Source organism: Citrobacter sp. TBCP-5362, from assembly GCF_005406305.1.
In the GTDB taxonomy this organism is placed as follows: Bacteria; Pseudomonadota; Gammaproteobacteria; order Enterobacterales; family Enterobacteriaceae; genus Citrobacter_B; species Citrobacter_B koseri.
The window spans coordinates 102,774-118,765 of sequence record NZ_CP040234.1 but is presented as its reverse complement, the minus strand read 5'-3'; the positions used below and the strand labels follow the sequence as shown (position 1 = coordinate 118,765).

16 protein-coding genes are annotated in these 15,992 nt (G+C 52.1%); 9 read left to right on the top strand and 7 right to left on the bottom strand.

Features of this window, described 5'->3' with window-relative positions; genetic code table 11:
- Window positions 1-38 precede the first annotated feature (38 nt).
- Genes gpsA through FD428_RS00550 form a run of 4 tightly spaced genes read right to left on the bottom strand, consistent with a single transcriptional unit; the run spans window position 39 to window position 2,283 of the window.
- Window positions 39-1,058, bottom strand: coding sequence for an NAD(P)H-dependent glycerol-3-phosphate dehydrogenase (gene gpsA / locus FD428_RS00565; protein ID WP_114848113.1), 1,020 nt, complete (start codon window positions 1,056-1,058; stop codon window positions 39-41).
- Complete coding sequence (secB, locus tag FD428_RS00560) at window positions 1,058-1,525, bottom strand: protein-export chaperone SecB (protein ID WP_003024155.1); 468 nt, start codon at window positions 1,523-1,525, stop codon at window positions 1,058-1,060. The genes gpsA and secB overlap by 1 nt, the downstream gene beginning before the upstream one ends.
- Before the next feature lie 47 nt (window positions 1,526-1,572).
- Window positions 1,573-1,824 (bottom strand): glutaredoxin 3, encoded by a 252-nt coding sequence (grxC, locus tag FD428_RS00555; protein WP_047358806.1) that lies wholly within the window; start codon window positions 1,822-1,824, stop codon window positions 1,573-1,575.
- 27 nt (window positions 1,825-1,851) lie between these two features.
- Entirely contained in the window at window positions 1,852-2,283 is a 432-nt protein-coding gene (locus FD428_RS00550) for a rhodanese-like domain-containing protein (RefSeq protein ID WP_012135748.1), read from the bottom strand.
- A 247-nt stretch (window positions 2,284-2,530) separates the two neighbouring features.
- Here FD428_RS00550 and gpmM point away from each other — a divergent pair, with 247 nt between their 5' ends.
- The 3 genes from gpmM to FD428_RS00535 are packed head-to-tail and all read left to right on the top strand — an operon-like array spanning window position 2,531 to window position 6,337.
- Window positions 2,531-4,075: a 2,3-bisphosphoglycerate-independent phosphoglycerate mutase gene (gene gpmM / locus FD428_RS00545; RefSeq protein WP_024131059.1), complete on the top strand. Its 1,545-nt coding sequence runs from the start codon at window positions 2,531-2,533 to the stop codon at window positions 4,073-4,075.
- Window positions 4,076-4,108: 33 nt separating this feature from the next.
- Window positions 4,109-5,368 carry a murein hydrolase activator EnvC gene (envC, locus tag FD428_RS00540; protein WP_230012564.1) on the top strand — a complete coding sequence of 420 codons (1,260 nt, stop codon included), beginning with the start codon at window positions 4,109-4,111 and terminating at the stop codon, window positions 5,366-5,368.
- Window positions 5,369-5,371: 3 nt separating this feature from the next.
- Window positions 5,372-6,337: a divergent polysaccharide deacetylase family protein gene (locus FD428_RS00535; RefSeq protein WP_114848114.1), complete on the top strand. Its 966-nt coding sequence runs from the start codon at window positions 5,372-5,374 to the stop codon at window positions 6,335-6,337.
- Here FD428_RS00535 and FD428_RS00530 read toward each other — a convergent pair.
- Window positions 6,324-7,358 (bottom strand): glycosyltransferase, encoded by a 1,035-nt coding sequence (locus FD428_RS00530; RefSeq protein WP_114848115.1) that lies wholly within the window; start codon window positions 7,356-7,358, stop codon window positions 6,324-6,326. The two genes, FD428_RS00535 and FD428_RS00530, sit on opposite strands and share 14 nt — an antisense overlap.
- 179 nt (window positions 7,359-7,537) lie before the next feature.
- Between FD428_RS00530 and rfaY the strand changes: the two genes are divergently transcribed.
- Complete coding sequence (gene rfaY / locus FD428_RS00525; protein ID WP_114848116.1) at window positions 7,538-8,224, top strand: lipopolysaccharide core heptose(II) kinase RfaY; 687 nt, start codon at window positions 7,538-7,540, stop codon at window positions 8,222-8,224.
- A gap of 53 nt (window positions 8,225-8,277) precedes the next feature.
- On the opposite strand, the gene tdh is transcribed toward rfaY, so the two are convergent.
- Together tdh and kbl are read right to left on the bottom strand one after the other, a co-directional pair.
- The gene (gene tdh, locus FD428_RS00520) at window positions 8,278-9,303 is read right to left on the bottom strand and encodes an L-threonine 3-dehydrogenase (RefSeq protein ID WP_012135756.1); all 1,026 of its coding nucleotides are present in this window, start codon (window positions 9,301-9,303) and stop codon (window positions 8,278-8,280) included.
- A gap of 9 nt (window positions 9,304-9,312) precedes the next feature.
- Window positions 9,313-10,509, bottom strand: a complete 1,197-nt coding sequence (gene kbl, locus FD428_RS00515; protein ID WP_071259194.1) for a glycine C-acetyltransferase — start codon at window positions 10,507-10,509, stop codon at window positions 9,313-9,315.
- A gap of 215 nt (window positions 10,510-10,724) precedes the next feature.
- On the opposite strand from kbl, the gene rfaD reads away from it, so the two are divergent.
- Genes rfaD through FD428_RS00490 form a run of 5 tightly spaced genes read left to right on the top strand, consistent with a single transcriptional unit; the run spans window position 10,725 to window position 15,992 of the window.
- On the top strand, window positions 10,725-11,657 hold the full coding sequence (gene rfaD / locus FD428_RS00510; RefSeq protein ID WP_012135758.1) for an ADP-glyceromanno-heptose 6-epimerase: 933 nt from the start codon (window positions 10,725-10,727) through the stop codon (window positions 11,655-11,657).
- 8 nt (window positions 11,658-11,665) lie between these two features.
- The gene (gene rfaF, locus FD428_RS00505) at window positions 11,666-12,712 is read left to right on the top strand and encodes an ADP-heptose--LPS heptosyltransferase RfaF (RefSeq protein WP_114848117.1); all 1,047 of its coding nucleotides are present in this window, start codon (window positions 11,666-11,668) and stop codon (window positions 12,710-12,712) included.
- 3 nt (window positions 12,713-12,715) lie between these two features.
- Window positions 12,716-13,684: a lipopolysaccharide heptosyltransferase RfaC gene (rfaC, locus tag FD428_RS00500; protein ID WP_049011059.1), complete on the top strand. Its 969-nt coding sequence runs from the start codon at window positions 12,716-12,718 to the stop codon at window positions 13,682-13,684.
- An 18-nt stretch (window positions 13,685-13,702) separates the two neighbouring features.
- Window positions 13,703-14,986: an O-antigen ligase gene (locus tag FD428_RS00495; RefSeq protein WP_172958464.1), complete on the top strand. Its 1,284-nt coding sequence runs from the start codon at window positions 13,703-13,705 to the stop codon at window positions 14,984-14,986.
- A complete protein-coding gene (locus tag FD428_RS00490; RefSeq protein ID WP_101744167.1) occupies window positions 14,979-15,992 on the top strand; it encodes a glycosyltransferase in 1,014 nt (337 codons plus the stop codon). Before FD428_RS00495 ends, FD428_RS00490 begins: the two co-directional genes overlap by 8 nt.

The window sequence follows — 15,992 nt, the reverse complement described above, 5'->3', positions numbered from 1 at the left end:
TCGCGGGCCGGGTCATTTAATAAAACAGATCCTTACGGCTAGTGGCGACTACGCTCGTCCTTGCGTGCACGACCTAATAACGTCAATGCTGCCTCGCGCGCGTTTTTTCCGCAATACAATACTTGATAAATTTCCTCGGTTATTGGCATTTCGACACCAAAACGGTGCGCCAACTCACGAACTTCTTTTGTATTACGGTAGCCTTCAACCACCTGACCAATTTTGTCCTGCGCGCTCTGAACATCCATGCCCTGACCGAGCATCATGCCAAAACGGCGGTTACGCGACTGGTTGTCAGTACAGGTCAGAACCAGGTCGCCCAGACCCGCCATTCCCATAAAGGTGGTCGGATCGGCCCCCAGCACCGCGCCAAGACGCGACATTTCCGTCAGCCCACGCGTGATCAGCGCGGTACGTGCGTTTGCGCCAAAACCGATGCCGTCAGACATGCCTGCGCCAATCGCAATCACGTTTTTCACCGCACCGCCCAGCTGCACGCCGATGAAATCGGGGTTGCTGTAGACGCGAAAACTCTTACCGCAGTGCAAAAGTTCCTGCAAATCATCCGCGAAGGTTTCGTCCGTCGACGCCAGAGAAATTGCCGTCGGCAAACCCGCCGCCAGTTCTTTAGCGAACGTCGGGCCGGATATCACCGCCAGCGGGATGTCATCGCCCAGCGCTTCACGGGCGACATCCTGCAACAGGCGCCCCGTTTCCGCTTCCAGACCTTTGGTCGCCCAGACCAGGCGCGCATCAGGACGCATCAGCGGTTTAATCTGTCGCAGCACCTCGCCAAAGACATGGCTTGGCACCACCACCAGAATGTTACGGCTGGCCGCCAGCGCGGTGGCTAAGTCGCTTTCAAGGCGTAGCGTATCGGGAAAAGGCACATCAGGGAGGAACGCGACGTTGCAGCGGTCTCGCTCAAGGGTCGCGACATGTTTAGGATCGTGGCCCCACAGGACAACCTGGTGGCCGTTTCTCGCCAGGGTGATGGCAAGAGCGGTGCCGTACGAGCCAGCACCGATCACAGTCATTGAAGCATTACTTTGGTTCATCAGGCATCCTGATGTTCTTCAGTACCTTCGCCAGCCTGCTGCTGTAAATAGTTCATGAACAGCGCATCGAAGTTAACCGGCGCAAGATTCAGTTGCGGGAACGTGCCGCGTGAAACCAGGCTGGTGATGCATTCGCGGGCATACGGGAACAGAATGTTCGGGCAGTATGCACCCAGGCAATGCGCCATCTGAGTTCCTTCAATACCGCTGATGGAGAAAATGCCGCCCTGCTGAACTTCGCACAGGAAAGCGGTCTCTTCGCCCAGGGAAGCCGTTACGGTAACACGCAGTACCACTTCGTATACGTCATCTGCCAGTTGAGTAGACGCCGTATCAAGATCAAGTTTAACCTCTGGCTGCCAATCTTTCTGGAAAACATGCGGTGCATTTGGCGCTTCGAAAGACACATCCTTGGTATAGATACGTTGGATCTGGAAAGCCATTTCGGTGTTATTTTGTTCTGACATGTGTAGAAAACCCTTTAGTGTTGTCCTTAAAATACTTGCGGCATGTTTTAACGCAGCAGGGGATCCAGTCCACCACGCGCATCCAACGCATACAAGTCGTCACAGCCGCCAATGTGCTGTGCATCAATAAAAATCTGCGGAACCGTCGTGCGGCCACTACGCTTGATCATCTCTTCACGTTTTACGGCATCGCCGTCAATCGGAAGTTCCTGGAAACTCACACCCTTACTGCTCAACAGCGCTTTTGCACGATGGCAAAACGGGCAGGTTGCTTTGGTGTAGATCTCGATGTTGGCCATGACTTATCTCCCGTGTTGAGTAACGCGTTATTTCCCGCGCACTAATGGCAGGTTCTCACCGCTCCAGCCCGCAACGCCTTCTTTCAGCACAAAAACTTTCTCAAAGCCCGCTTTGATCAGTGCGTTTGCGGATTCCTGACACTGCATACCGGAACCATCAACCACGATCAGAGGCTTATCTTTGTGCTTTTCAAGCTCGCCAACGTTGTTGGCCTTGATTTCGCTCGGCAGCAGGTTAGTCGCGCCCGCGATATGGCCTTTGCGGAAGTCGTCACGCTGACGTAAATCCACCACAACGGCGTCTTCTTTGTTGATAAGACGCGTCGCTTCGCCGCGAGTAATAACCTTAACTTTAGACATCAGGCCTTTGAAAGTGGTGAACAACACCGCCACCAGTAGCGCAATCCAGGCGATACTCAGTATGGGATGGCGGCCAACAAATTGCATAATTTCTTGCATGGGGGGTAACAACTCCCGACTCAGTGATTAAAAAACCAGGAAAGGAGTATACCTGCGCGTTGGCGCAAATACAGCCAGAGCGTGCAATGGATTGCATTTTTGCGGGGCGCTACGGAAAAAAAACGTCGATCCGCGCCGCCCCCGGCTCGCTCTCTGCCCCATTCTTTGATCTTCTGAGGCTATTTTATCGATTCAGCTGTAGTAAAATTACGCAATTATTTTGTCTATTGAGTGTGAGGTTGTCGCAATGTCGGTTTCTAAAAAACCTATGGTACTGGTGATTCTGGATGGCTATGGCTACCGTGAAGACAGCCAGGATAACGCCATTTTGAATGCCAAAACCCCGGTAATGGATGCTCTGTGGGCAAAACGTCCGCATACCCTGATCGACGCTTCCGGTCTGGAAGTGGGTCTGCCGGACCGTCAGATGGGCAACTCCGAAGTGGGTCACGTTAACCTGGGCGCGGGCCGTATCGTGTATCAGGATCTGACGCGCCTGGATGTTGAAATTAAAGAACGTACCTTCTTCGCTAACCCGGTACTGACGGCGGCGGTCGATCAGGCGAAAAATACCGGTAAAGCCGTGCACATTATGGGTCTGCTGTCTGCGGGCGGCGTGCACAGCCACGAAGATCACATCATGGCGATGGTCGAACTGGCCGCAGAACGCGGCGCAGAGAAAATTTATCTGCACGCCTTCCTTGATGGCCGCGATACCCCGCCACGCAGCGCGGAATCCTCGCTGAAAAAATTCGAAGACAAGTTTGCCGCGCTGGGCAAAGGCCGCGTAGCGTCCATTATTGGTCGTTACTATGCAATGGACCGCGACAACCGCTGGGATCGCGTTGAGCAGGCCTATGACCTGATGACGCTGGCGCAGGGTGAATTCCAGGCCGATACCGCCGTTGCTGGCCTGCTGGCCGCTTACGCGCGCGACGAAAACGACGAATTCGTGAAAGCGACCGTCATCCGCGCGGAAGGTCAGGCCGATGCCGCGATGGAAGACGGCGACACGCTGATTTTCATGAACTTCCGTGCTGACCGCGCCCGCGAAATTACCCGCGCGTTCGTTAATGCTGATTTCGACGGCTTCGCCCGTAAGAAAGTGGTTAATCTGAACTTCGTCATGCTGACCGAGTACGCCGCTGATATCAAAACCGCCGTGGCTTACCCACCGGCATCGCTGGCAAACACCTTCGGCGAGTGGATGGCGAAGAACGACAAAACCCAACTGCGCATTTCCGAAACGGAAAAATACGCCCACGTCACCTTCTTCTTCAACGGCGGCGTAGAAGAACCGTTTGCAGGCGAAGAACGCATCCTGATCAACTCGCCTAAAGTGGCGACCTACGATCTACAGCCGGAAATGAGTTCCGCAGAACTGACCGAAAAACTGGTTGCGGCTATCGGGAGCGGCAAGTATGACACCATCATCTGTAACTACCCGAACGGTGATATGGTCGGTCACACTGGCGTGATGGAAGCGGCGGTTAAAGCGGTTGAAGCGCTGGATCACTGCGTTGAGCAGGTTGCTAAAGCGGTTGAGTCCGTTGGCGGCCAACTGCTGATCACCGCAGACCACGGCAACGCCGAGCAGATGCGCGATCCATCCACCGGCCAAGCGCACACCGCGCATACCAACCTGCCGGTTCCGCTGATTTATGTCGGCGCGAAAAGCGTAAAAGCGGTCGAAGGCGGCAAACTTTCTGATATCGCACCGACGATGTTGACGCTGATGGGTATGGAAATCCCGAAAGAGATGACTGGTAAGCCGCTGTTCATCGTGGAATAATCCTTCCCCATGAGGGGAAAGGCGTTTAATTCCATTACACGGGCCGTGAAACCACGCAGGTTTTCAGTCAGGCCCATGATTTACGCCAGCGTGTTGAGCGCTGGCGTATTGTTGTGCGCCTTTTCCGCCCATGCGGATGACCGCGATCAGCTCAAATCCATCCAGGCGGATATCGCCGCCAAAGAGCGTGCCGTACGCCAGCAACAGCAGCAACGTTCCAGTTTGCTCGCACAGCTCAAAACGCAGGAAGAGGCCATCTCCGCCGCCGCGCGTAAACTGCGTGAAACCCAGAATACCCTTGCCCAGTTGAATAAGCAGATCGACGCGATGAACGCATCTATCGCGAAGCTGGAACAACAAAAAGCCATTCAGGAACGCAGCCTTGCCGCGCAGCTGGATGCGGCGTTTCGCCAGGGCGAGCATACGGGGATTCAGCTCATTCTTAGCGGTGAAGAGAGCCAGCGCGGGCAGCGTTTACAGGCCTATTTCGGTTATCTGAACCAGGCGCGCCAGGACACCATTGCCGAACTGAAACAGACGCGTGAAGAGGTGGCGTCTCAGAAGGCGGCGCTGGAAGAGAAACAGAGCCAGCAACAGACGCTGCTGTATGAACAACGCGCCCAACAGGCGAAGCTGGAGCAGGCGCGTAATGAGCGTCAGAAAACGATCGCCGGTCTTGAGTCGTCAATCCAGCAGGGGCAACAGCAGTTAAGTGAATTGCGGGCGAACGAATCCCGCCTGCGCAACAGCATCGCACGCGCAGAGGCGGCCGCCAAAGCCCGGGCGGAGCGAGAAGCCCGCGAAGCGCAGGCGGTGCGCAATCGTCAGCAGGAAGCCACTCGCAAAGGCACAACCTACAAACCAACCGAAAGCGAAAAATCGTTGATGTCCCGTACCGGCGGTCTGGGTTCACCGCGCGGTCAGGCATTCTGGCCCGTTCGCGGCCCAACGCTGCATCGTTATGGCGAACAACTGCAAGGTGAGCTACGTTGGAAAGGGATGGTTATCGGTGCGTCTGAAGGTACTGAAGTCAAAGCAATTGCGGACGGCAGGGTGATTCTGGCGGACTGGTTGCAGGGCTACGGTCTGGTCGTCGTCGTGGAGCACGGTAAAGGCGATATGAGCCTTTACGGGTATAACCAGAGCGCGCTGGTCAGCGTTGGCACACAGGTTCGCGCAGGCCAGCCTATTGCGCTTGTAGGCAGCAGCGGCGGTCAGGGCCGACCGTCACTCTATTTCGAAATTCGTCGCCAGGGTCAGGCCGTCAATCCACAGCCGTGGTTGGGAAGATAAGTTTTGCCTCACTTTCGTCGCACAATACTCTCACTCGCCAGCCTGCTGGCATTCGCCTCCCCTGTTTTTGCTGGCAAACTCGCCATCGTAATCGACGATTTTGGTTATCGTCCGCACAATGAAAATCAGGTGCTGGCGATGCCGTCCGCCCTCTCCGTTGCCGTCCTGCCCAATGCCCCACATGCCCGTGAAATGGCAACCAAAGCGCACAACAGCGGGCATGAGGTGCTGCTCCATCTGCCGATGGCGCCGCTGAGCAAGCAGCCGCTGGAGAAAGATACGCTGCGCCCGGAGATGAGCAGCGACGAAATTGAACGCATTATTCGCGATGCGGTGAATAAGGTGCCGTATGCCGTGGGTCTCAACAACCACATGGGCAGCGCGATGACCTCCAGCCTGTTCGGCATGCAAAAAGTGATGCAGGCGCTGGAGCGTTATAACCTTTACTTCCTCGACAGCATGACCATTGGCAACAGTCAGGCGATGCGTGCCGCCTCCGGGACGGGCGTGAAGGTGATTAAGCGCAAAGTGTTCCTTGATGATACGCAGAACGAAGCGGATATTCGTCGCCAGTTTAATCGCGCCATTGAGTTAGCCCGTCGCAACGGGTCCGCTATCGCAATTGGGCACCCGCATCCATCAACGGTGCGAGTCCTTCAGCAGATGGTCTATAACCTGCCTGCGGATATTACGCTGGTGCGTCCGAGCAGCCTGCTCGACGAGCCGCAGACAGATACCTCTACGCCAAATCTGACGCCGCCGAAAAACGGTACGCCGGATTCGCCGCGAAATCCGTTCCGCGGCGTGAAGGTGTGTAAATCGAAGAAACCGTTAGAACCTGTCTACGCCAGCCGGTTCTTTAGCGTGTTAAGCGAAAGCATTACGCAGAGCACGATGGTGAACTACTTCCGGCATCAGTGGCAAGGCTGGGGCAAGATCGCTGCCCCCCAGAACGCTAACGCGGATTAATCGCTTTACGGGCAACGCGGTGGTGCGAGGCCGTTTTATCACGCCACCGGTATAACCGACCCGACCACAACAGCGCCTGATAAGCCGCCTTCGCGCTTCGTATGTTAAGCATCATGCGCTTATACATGCCGGAGGCAAATATTTCGGCGATCATCCGCTGGCGAATAAGCGTGTCCTGCTCCTTACGCACCGCATGACACACCCGCAGCGCTTCCCAGGTAATTTGTTGCTTAAATTCAGGATAGACGGGAATGCGATCCGCATAATCACTATTCAACTTTTCTAATAAACGCGTGATTTTAATGTAGTGTCGCTGGTAATGCAGATTACGCTCACCTTGTCGTTTCAGGCGGCTAACAGACTGATCGTGAAGAAAATATTTATACAACGCCTGTTCGGTATAGCGTACGCGCGTGGCATTGAACATCACTTCTGTGGTCCACAGAATATCCTGATGATGTAATCCTGGAACAAAGCTAATCGCGTGTTTTTCAATAAGGGCGCGCCGATAAACGCCCATCCAGACAACATGCGTCCAGCGGCGTGAAGCCAGCCCCATACGCAGCCAGTCCGGGCCGGTTAATACCCCTGTCGACCGAATGCGATCCGTGGGGATGGATGGCCAGGTATGCCCCGTCTCAAGAATGCACCAGTCTGCATTACACTGCGCCACATCCAGGTCATCCTGTAGCGCCATGGTCATCAGCGTTTCATACATGTTCGGATACACCAAATCATCGGCATCGACAAAAGCAACGTAGTCGCCGGTCGCCGCAGCCAACCCCCGGTTGCGGGCCACGGACGCGCCTGCATTATCCTGATGCAACAGGTGAACATGTGAATGGGTATCGGCAAAATGCCTTGCGATATCAACGGAGTTGTCGGTAGACCCGTCGTTAACAATGATGATCTCCAGCGCATTCCATGTTTGTGCAATCAAAGATTCCATGCATGCCTGGAAGCTATTACCCGCATTGTATAACGGAATAATAACACTCAGTGTACTTGTGCTGCTTTTCATAGAATGGCCCGTCAGTTTTTAATACATTGGCCCTTTCTACCGTGCTTTCATTAAGAAATTATTAAGTCCAGTGGAGATGATGGTTAAGGCGCACAAAACACCCTACAGATGAGAAGCCTCACCATGTATACTACGCCTTCGTATTATACGTATTTAGAATACTTATCTTGAGGGAAGTGATGACCATCAGTAAGACACATGAAAAGGGCTATACGGTCTATTACAAAGAGGAAAATAAAGACCTTAAGTCCCTGATGGATAAGTATATGAATAACGAAATCAGTGGCAAACCGCTGAACAGCGGCAACGAATTCCGCAGCGTAGAACTTGTTGAATACCAGTCACGGAAGTTCATCATCAAAAACGATCGCGAAATAGACCCACGATTTGAGAAAAAGATTCAGAATTTTCTCTCCGGGCCTTTTTATTCTCAGCTGATCCAAAAACTGGACAGCCTGGCGCCACAAGTGCGTGCCTGTACCGCCGATCTCTACTGTGTGGCCGAGAAAACACGTTTTCGCCAGTGCTATGATGTGTATACCCTTCATGAATATATTGAAGGGGAGCCATTAAATGATATTAATGAAAGCAATAAAAAAGATATTAAGGCGTGTATTCAGCAACTGCACCGGGCAGGTCTGGCCTCCAATGATATTCATGCCGGAAACTTTATCCGCACACCTTCCGGGGAATTGCGCATCATCGACTTATCCTGCAAAGGAAGTCTGAAAATTTGCCAGGCAAATGATATTTTAGTATTACAAAATAAATACCATATGAATATTGAAGGTCAGGGTCTGGTTTATAAACTTATTCAGCTTAAAGAGAAACTCAGACGCTTATCCCGCAAGATGCGCGGAAAATAAAAACGCCATTTTACGGCCAGGTTCGGGAAAACCTGGCCGCCAGCAGGATGCTGTCAGTCCCAGCTCAGAATCACTTTTCCTGACTGGCCTGAACGCATTGCATCAAAGCCTTTCTGGAACTCATCGATGGAGAAACGGTGGGTGATGATCGGAGACAGATCCAGGCCAGACTGAATCAGCGCCGCCATCTTATACCAGGTTTCAAACATCTCACGACCGTAAATACCTTTAATAAACAGCCCCTTGAAGATCACCTTCGTCCAGTCGATAGACATATCCGAAGGTGGAATCCCCAGCATCGCGATACGACCGCCGTGGTTCATGGTATCCAGCATGGCGCGAAACGCAGGCGGCGCACCGGACATCTCCAGGCCGACATCAAACCCTTCGGTCATGCCCAGATTAGCCATCACGTCGGTCAGGTTCTCTTTCGCGACGTTCACCGTGTGGATGATGCCCATTTTACGCGCCAGTTCCAGACGGTACTCATTCACATCCGTGATCACGACATGACGCGCGCCCACATGTTTCGCTACCGCCGCCGCCATGATGCCGATCGGGCCGGCACCGGAAACCAGCACATCTTCACCGACCAGATCGAACGACAGCGCCGTGTGTACGGCATTGCCGAAGGGGTCGAAGATAGAGGCTAAATCATCGGAGATGTTATCCGGGATCTTAAAGGCGTTAAACGCCGGAAGTACCAGATATTCCGCAAAACAACCGGGACGGTTAACACCGACACCCAGAGTATTGCGGCACAAATGCGTACGGCCACCGCGACAGTTACGACAATGGCCGCAGGTAATATGGCCTTCGCCGGAAACGCGATCGCCAATCCTGAAGCCTTTAACTTCCTGACCGATACCGACCACCTCGCCGACATATTCATGCCCTACCACCATCGGAACCGGGATGGTTTTTTGCGACCATTCATCCCAGTTATAGATGTGAACGTCAGTGCCGCAGATGGCTGTTTTACGGATTTTAATCAGCAGATCGTTATGCCCGACTTCCGGTACCGGAACGTCAGTCATCCAGATGCCCTCTTCCGCTTTCAGTTTGGATAACGCTTTCATCTCACATCCTCAGGCAATAACGCCCAGTTGTTTACCAATACGTGTGAACGCCTCAACCGCACGCGTGATTTGCTCAGGGGTATGCGCCGCAGACATCTGGGTACGAATACGCGCCTGACCTTTCGGAACAACCGGATAGAAGAATCCGGTCACGTAAATCCCCTCTTTTTGCAGTTCGCGGGCAAATTGCTGCGCAACCACCGCATCACCCAGCATCACTGGAATAATAGCGTGATCGGCGCCAGCCAGCGTGAAGCCCGCAGCGGACATTTGCTCACGGAACTGACGCGCATTCGCCCACAGGCGATCGCGCAGCTCGCTCCCCGCCTCAACCATCTCCAGCACTTTAAGGGAGGCCGCCACAATGGCAGGCGCCAGGGAGTTAGAAAACAGATACGGACGGGAACGCTGACGCAGCCACTCCACCACCTCTTTACGCGCCGCCGTATAACCGCCAGATGCCCCACCCAGCGCTTTGCCTAACGTACCGGTAATGATGTCCACGCGTCCCATCACGTCACAGTATTCGTGAGAACCGCGACCGTTCTCCCCGACAAAACCGACAGCATGGGAGTCATCAACCATCACCAGCGCGCCGTAAAGGTCTGCCAGGTCACAGACGCCTTTCAGGTTGGCGATAACGCCGTCCATCGAGAACACGCCGTCGGTGGCGATCAGCACATGACGAGCGCCAGCTTCACGGGCCTCTTTCAGACGCGCTTCCAGCTCCTGCATATCGTTGTTGGCATAGCGAAAACGCTTCGCTTTACACAGACGAACGCCATCAATAATCGAGGCGTGGTTTAACGCATCCGAGATAATCGCATCTTCTGCGCCCAGCAGGGTTTCGAACAAGCCGCCGTTGGCGTCGAAGCAGGAAGAGTACAGAATAGCGTCTTCCATACCGAGGAAGTCCGCCAGTTTTTGCTCCAGCTGTTTATGGCTGTCCTGAGTGCCGCAGATAAAGCGCACTGAAGCCATACCAAACCCGTGAGAATCCATTCCCGCTTTTGCTGCCGCAATCAGTTCGGGATGGTTAGCCAGCCCCAGATAGTTGTTGGCGCAAAAGTTGATGACGTGGCTTCCGTCTGCCACGGTGATGTCCGCCTGCTGCGCAGACGTGATAATGCGCTCTTCTTTAAACAATCCTTCCGCACGGGCGGTTTCCAGATCGTTGGTTAACTGCTTATAAAAATCCCCACGCATTGCGATTCTCCAGACTGGGCAAATTTCAGCACATATTACCCAAAGCTATACATTGATACGAGATGACGCATCATCACTTCTTGAAAATGCAGCATAAATCACGCGTACCCGCACAGCTTATCGGTGAATGGCTGAAGCCTGGGCCGTGTAGTGATATGATAAGAAGTATTCGTGTCTGAGATTGTCTCTGACTCCATAATTCGAAGGTTACAGTTATGATCATCGTTACCGGCGGCGCGGGCTTTATCGGCAGCAACATCGTTAAGTCCCTGAATGATAAAGGCATCACCGATATCCTGGTGGTGGACAACCTGAAAGACGGCACCAAGTTCGTCAACCTGGTGGACCTGAATATTGCTGACTATATGGATAAGGAAGACTTCCTGATCCAGATTATGGCCGGAGAAGAGTTCGGCGATATCGAAGCGGTTTTCCACGAAGGCGCCTGTTCTTCCACCACCGAGTGGGACGGCAAGTATATGATGGACAACAACTATCAATACTCCAAAGAGCTGCTGCACTACTGCCTGGAACGTGACATTCCGTTCCTGTATGCCTCTTCTGCGGCAACTTACGGCGGTCGCACCTCTGACTTCATTGAGTCTCGTGAATATGAGAAACCGCTAAACGTTTACGGCTACTCTAAATTCCTGTTCGACGAGTATGTACGCCAGATCCTGCCTGAAGCCAGCTCGCAGATTGTAGGTTTCCGCTATTTCAACGTTTACGGACCGCGTGAAGGCCATAAAGGCAGCATGGCGAGCGTCGCTTTCCATCTGAATACTCAGCTCAACAACGGTGAAACGCCGAAACTGTTTGAAGGCAGCGAAAACTTCAAACGCGATTTTGTCTACGTCGGCGACGTGGCTGATGTAAACCTGTGGTTCTGGGAAAACGGCGTGTCCGGCATCTTTAACCTGGGCACCGGGCGCGCGGAATCCTTCCAGGCCGTGGCGGATGCCGCGCTGGCTTATCACAAGAAAAGCGACCTTGAGTACATTCCGTTCCCGGAAAAACTGAAAGGCCGTTACCAGGCGTTCACGCAGGCGGATCTGACCAATCTGCGCGCCGCAGGCTATGACAAACCGTTCAAGACCGTTGCCGAAGGCGTAACGGAGTATATGGCCTGGCTGAATCGCGACGCGTAAGAAGAAACATGAAAATACTGGTGATTGGTCCGTCCTGGGTAGGCGACATGATGATGTCGCAAAGTCTCTATCGCACGCTCAAGGCGCGCTATCCCCAGGCGATAATCGACGTGATGGCGCCCGCGTGGTGCCGCCCGTTATTGTCGCGTATGCCGGAGGTCAGCGACGCGATCCCCATGCCGCTTGGCCACGGAGCGCTGGAAATTGGCGAGCGGCGCAAGCTCGGTCATCGTCTGCGTGAAAAGCGCTATGACCGCGCCTATGTTTTGCCGAATTCGTTTAAATCCGCACTCGTTCCTTTCTTTGCCGGCATTCCGCATCGCACCGGCTGGCGCGGCGAGATGCGCTACGGCCTGCTCAACGACGCGCGCGTATTAGATAAAGAGGCCTGGCCATTAATGGTGGAACGCTATGTGGCGCTGGCCTACGACAAAGGCGTTATGCGTACTGCCCAGGATCTGCCGCAGCCTCTGTTATGGCCGCAGCTACAGGTGAGCGAGGGCGAAAAGTCCCTCATCTGCAACGAATTTTCTCTTTCCGCTGAACGTCCGATGATCGGTTTTTGCCCCGGCGCGGAATTTGGCCCGGCGAAACGCTGGCCGCATTATCACTATGCGGAACTGGCAAAGCAGCTCATCGATGAAGGCCACCAGATCGTCTTGTTTGGCTCAGCAAAAGATCATGACGCCGGAAATGAAATTCTGGCTACACTGAATACTGAGCAGCAGGCCTGGTGCCGCAATCTGGCGGGAGAAACGCAGCTGGAACAAGCTGTTATCCTTCTATCCGCCTGCAAAGCCGTTGTCACGAATGACTCTGGTTTAATGCATGTCGCCGCTGCGCTGAACCGTCCGCTGGTCGCGCTGTACGGCCCCAGCAGCCCGGACTTTACTCCCCCACTTTCGCATAAAGCGCGGGTTATCCGTCTGATTACGGGTTATCACAAGGTGCGCAAAGGGGATGCTGCGGAGGGGTATCATCAGAGCCTGATTGACATCACGCCGACGCGTGTCCTGGAAGAACTCAATAGTCTGTTATTACAAGAGGAAGCCTGACGGATGCGGGTTCTGATAGTCAAAACATCATCAATGGGGGATGTGTTACACACATTGCCCGCACTGACTGACGCACAGCAAGTCATCCCGGGTATTCAGTTTGATTGGGTGGTAGAAGAAGGATTCGCGCAAATTCCATCCTGGCACGATGCTGTCGATCGCGTGATTCCCGTCGCTATTCGCCGTTGGCGTAAGGCCTGGTTTTCCGCGCCCATCAAAGCTGAACGTAAAGCCTTTCGCGATGCCGTACAGGCACAGCAATACGATGCGATTATTGATGCCCAGGGGCTGGTAAAAAGCGCGGCGCTGGTCACAAGACTGGGACGCGGCGTAAAGCACGGCATGGACTGGAGTACGGCCCGGGAGCCCCTGGCCAGCCTGTTTTACAACCGAAAGCATCACATCGCTAAAGCGCAGCATGCCGTTGAACGCACCCGCGAGCTGTTCGCCAAAAGCCTGGGGTACAGCAAGCCACAGTCCCAGGGCGATTATGCGATTGCGCAACATTTCCTGAGCAATCTGAATGCAGACGCAGGGCAATATGCGGTATTTTTACACGCAACTACCCGAGACGATAAGCACTGGCCGGAAGCAAACTGGCGAGATCTGATCGGCCAACTGCGTGATGCGGGTGTACGCATTAAGCTGCCCTGGGGTGCGCCCCATGAAGAAGCACGGGCAAAAAGATTAGCGGAAGGATTTGATTATGTGGATGTTTTACCACGAATGAGTCTGGAAGAGGTCGCACGCGAGTTGGCGGGGGCAAAATTTGTAGTGTCCGTTGATACCGGGCTTAGCCATTTAACCGCCGCCCTTGATCGACCTAATATCACGCTGTATGGCCCGACCGATCCGGGACTGATTGGGGGATATGGGAAGAATCAGTGCGCGCAAAAGAGTCATTCAGAGAAGATGTCAACTCTGAGTGCGGATGCCGTCAAAGTATCATTGCTTGATTTTAATTTGCTATAACTTTTAAAGAGATTAATCATGCTTCGTGGACACACGTTTTCTCGCTTTATCCGCAGCACGCAAAATAATCCGTTTAACGTTATCTATTTTTTATTTTATGCCGGGTGCCTGACGACCCTGGCGATGCTGCTGATCAATCCAGACGAAGCTTTAAAAGTTTTTATTGCATGTGCGGTTCTGTCGCTACCGATTATCGGTAAACACAGCAAGTCACTTCTGAGTGATAAGAAAAACCTGCTGTTACCCGTGATGCTGCTGCTCTTCGGTTTAGTACAAATTATTTGGGTTGAGATCTTTAAAGAGCCGGGCTCATCCTTTACTGGCGCTTATCGCTCATATCAGAACGGCGGTAAAGTGATGATCTTTGCCGCATTGATTGTCACAGCCCTGCAATCGCCAATCGCATGTGCGATGAAAGATCGTATAACCCGCTACTGGGTGATTACGACGGCTGTTGGTTTGTATCTTTTTGCGGGTTATCAACTCCTCACCTCACCAGATCCGCTTAACTACCGTGTCGAACTGGGTTTTGAACATCCGACAGGAGCGGCTTATGCGTTGACGTTTGTCGCATTACTCGCGTCACAGGCCATCATCAACTTGCGGCTGAAGCATACAATCCTGCTATATTTATTACACTTTTTGGTATCACTGGCGGTTATCACTATAACGCAAACCCGCGCCGCCATTCTGGTCTATCCGGTTCTGAGCATAGGGCTATTTTTCTTACACTATCGGCATAACCGCACCGTTTTGCTGCGTACGTTACTGGCCTTTATTGTTCTCGCGGGGCTGGCAGCAATCCCTTTAAAATCGGTGATTGAAAAGCGCTATAACAGCTTCGTAACCGATATGCATTCTTACAGTAAGAATAACAGTAATACCTCGATTGGCGCCCGACTCGCGATGCAACGAGCGGGTATTGATGCTGGAAAAAACCACTACTGGGGCCAATCACTTGAACAACGCGATGCTGGAATGCGGGATTTTGCCCGACAGGATACCTCGTTAAGAGGAGCACTTGGGTTCGTCGACATCCATTTGCATAACGAATTCATTGATACTTTTTCTCTTAAAGGGATTTCTGGCGTCATCGCTCTGCTCTTTTTGTATCTGGCGATGTTTTTAAAAGCTTATACACAACGTAGCCCTCTGTTATTCATCATTTCCAGTGCTATAGTTATCTATGGTTTAAGCGACTTATTATTATACGCCAAAGGTGAAACTCTGAGCAGTATGCTGGCATTATGCGCGGCGATGATGCTGACACCAGGCACGATGAGAGAGTTATGCCATGATTAACGCTTCAGATTATTTGCTGAGCATTATTATACCGGCATACAACAATGCCGAATTCATTACGGATACGCTGGCGTCTTTACATCAGGGCATCACTAATGAGGTAGAAGTAATCATTATTAATGATGGCTCAACGGATTTGACTGAAGAACGCATAAATGCGTTTTATCGCGAACATCATTGCAACAACGTGAAATACATCTACCAGGAAAATCATGGTGTTGCGATTGCCCGCAACGTCGGGCTTTCACATGCGACAGGGAAGTATATTGGCTTTGTTGACAGCGATGACATTATTAGCCCGGATTATTTTTCGGTTCTTCTCCCTAAATTAAGAGAAGAGAAATATGATATCGTTGAATTCAACTTAACCCGTGACATTAATAATCTCTATCAATGCAAAAAAGATAAGCCGGATGCGGTAAAACAGAGTGAAATCACGTTAACGGATGAAAATTTAACGCAGTTATTACCCACTTTCCGTGCGGGTCAATGGCACCTTGTAACAAAATTCTTTCGCCGTGACATTATTGGGCAAGACCGCTTCGAAGAACATCATCGTTATGAGGACATTATTTTTTGTCCATTCCAATACTTTAAATGCCATAAGATCTTAAAAATAGATAACAAGCTATATTATTATCGAATAAACGATCGGAGCATTACCGAGAATATTCTTGAAAATGATGCGCAATATATTTTCTTCGCCATGCGTAAAATGTGTGACTATATAAAAGAAAATGATGAAAAACGAACTGTAGCCACATTAATGATCATTAACTGCTTCCTTGAGGGACGCAAGTTGCTGCGCAAGAAGAAAGGTTATTATCGCTACGAAGAAGATATGATCAGTGACATTCAAGATGCACTAACATGCTGTGATACAAGCATCGTTAAAAGAAAAGTTATTTATAAAATGAAGTACCCACACATTGATCGTTTTATTTCAAAAATACGATTTAAAGCCATAAACGCTTGCAAAATGTTATTTGTTAGCAAGGAAAGTTAA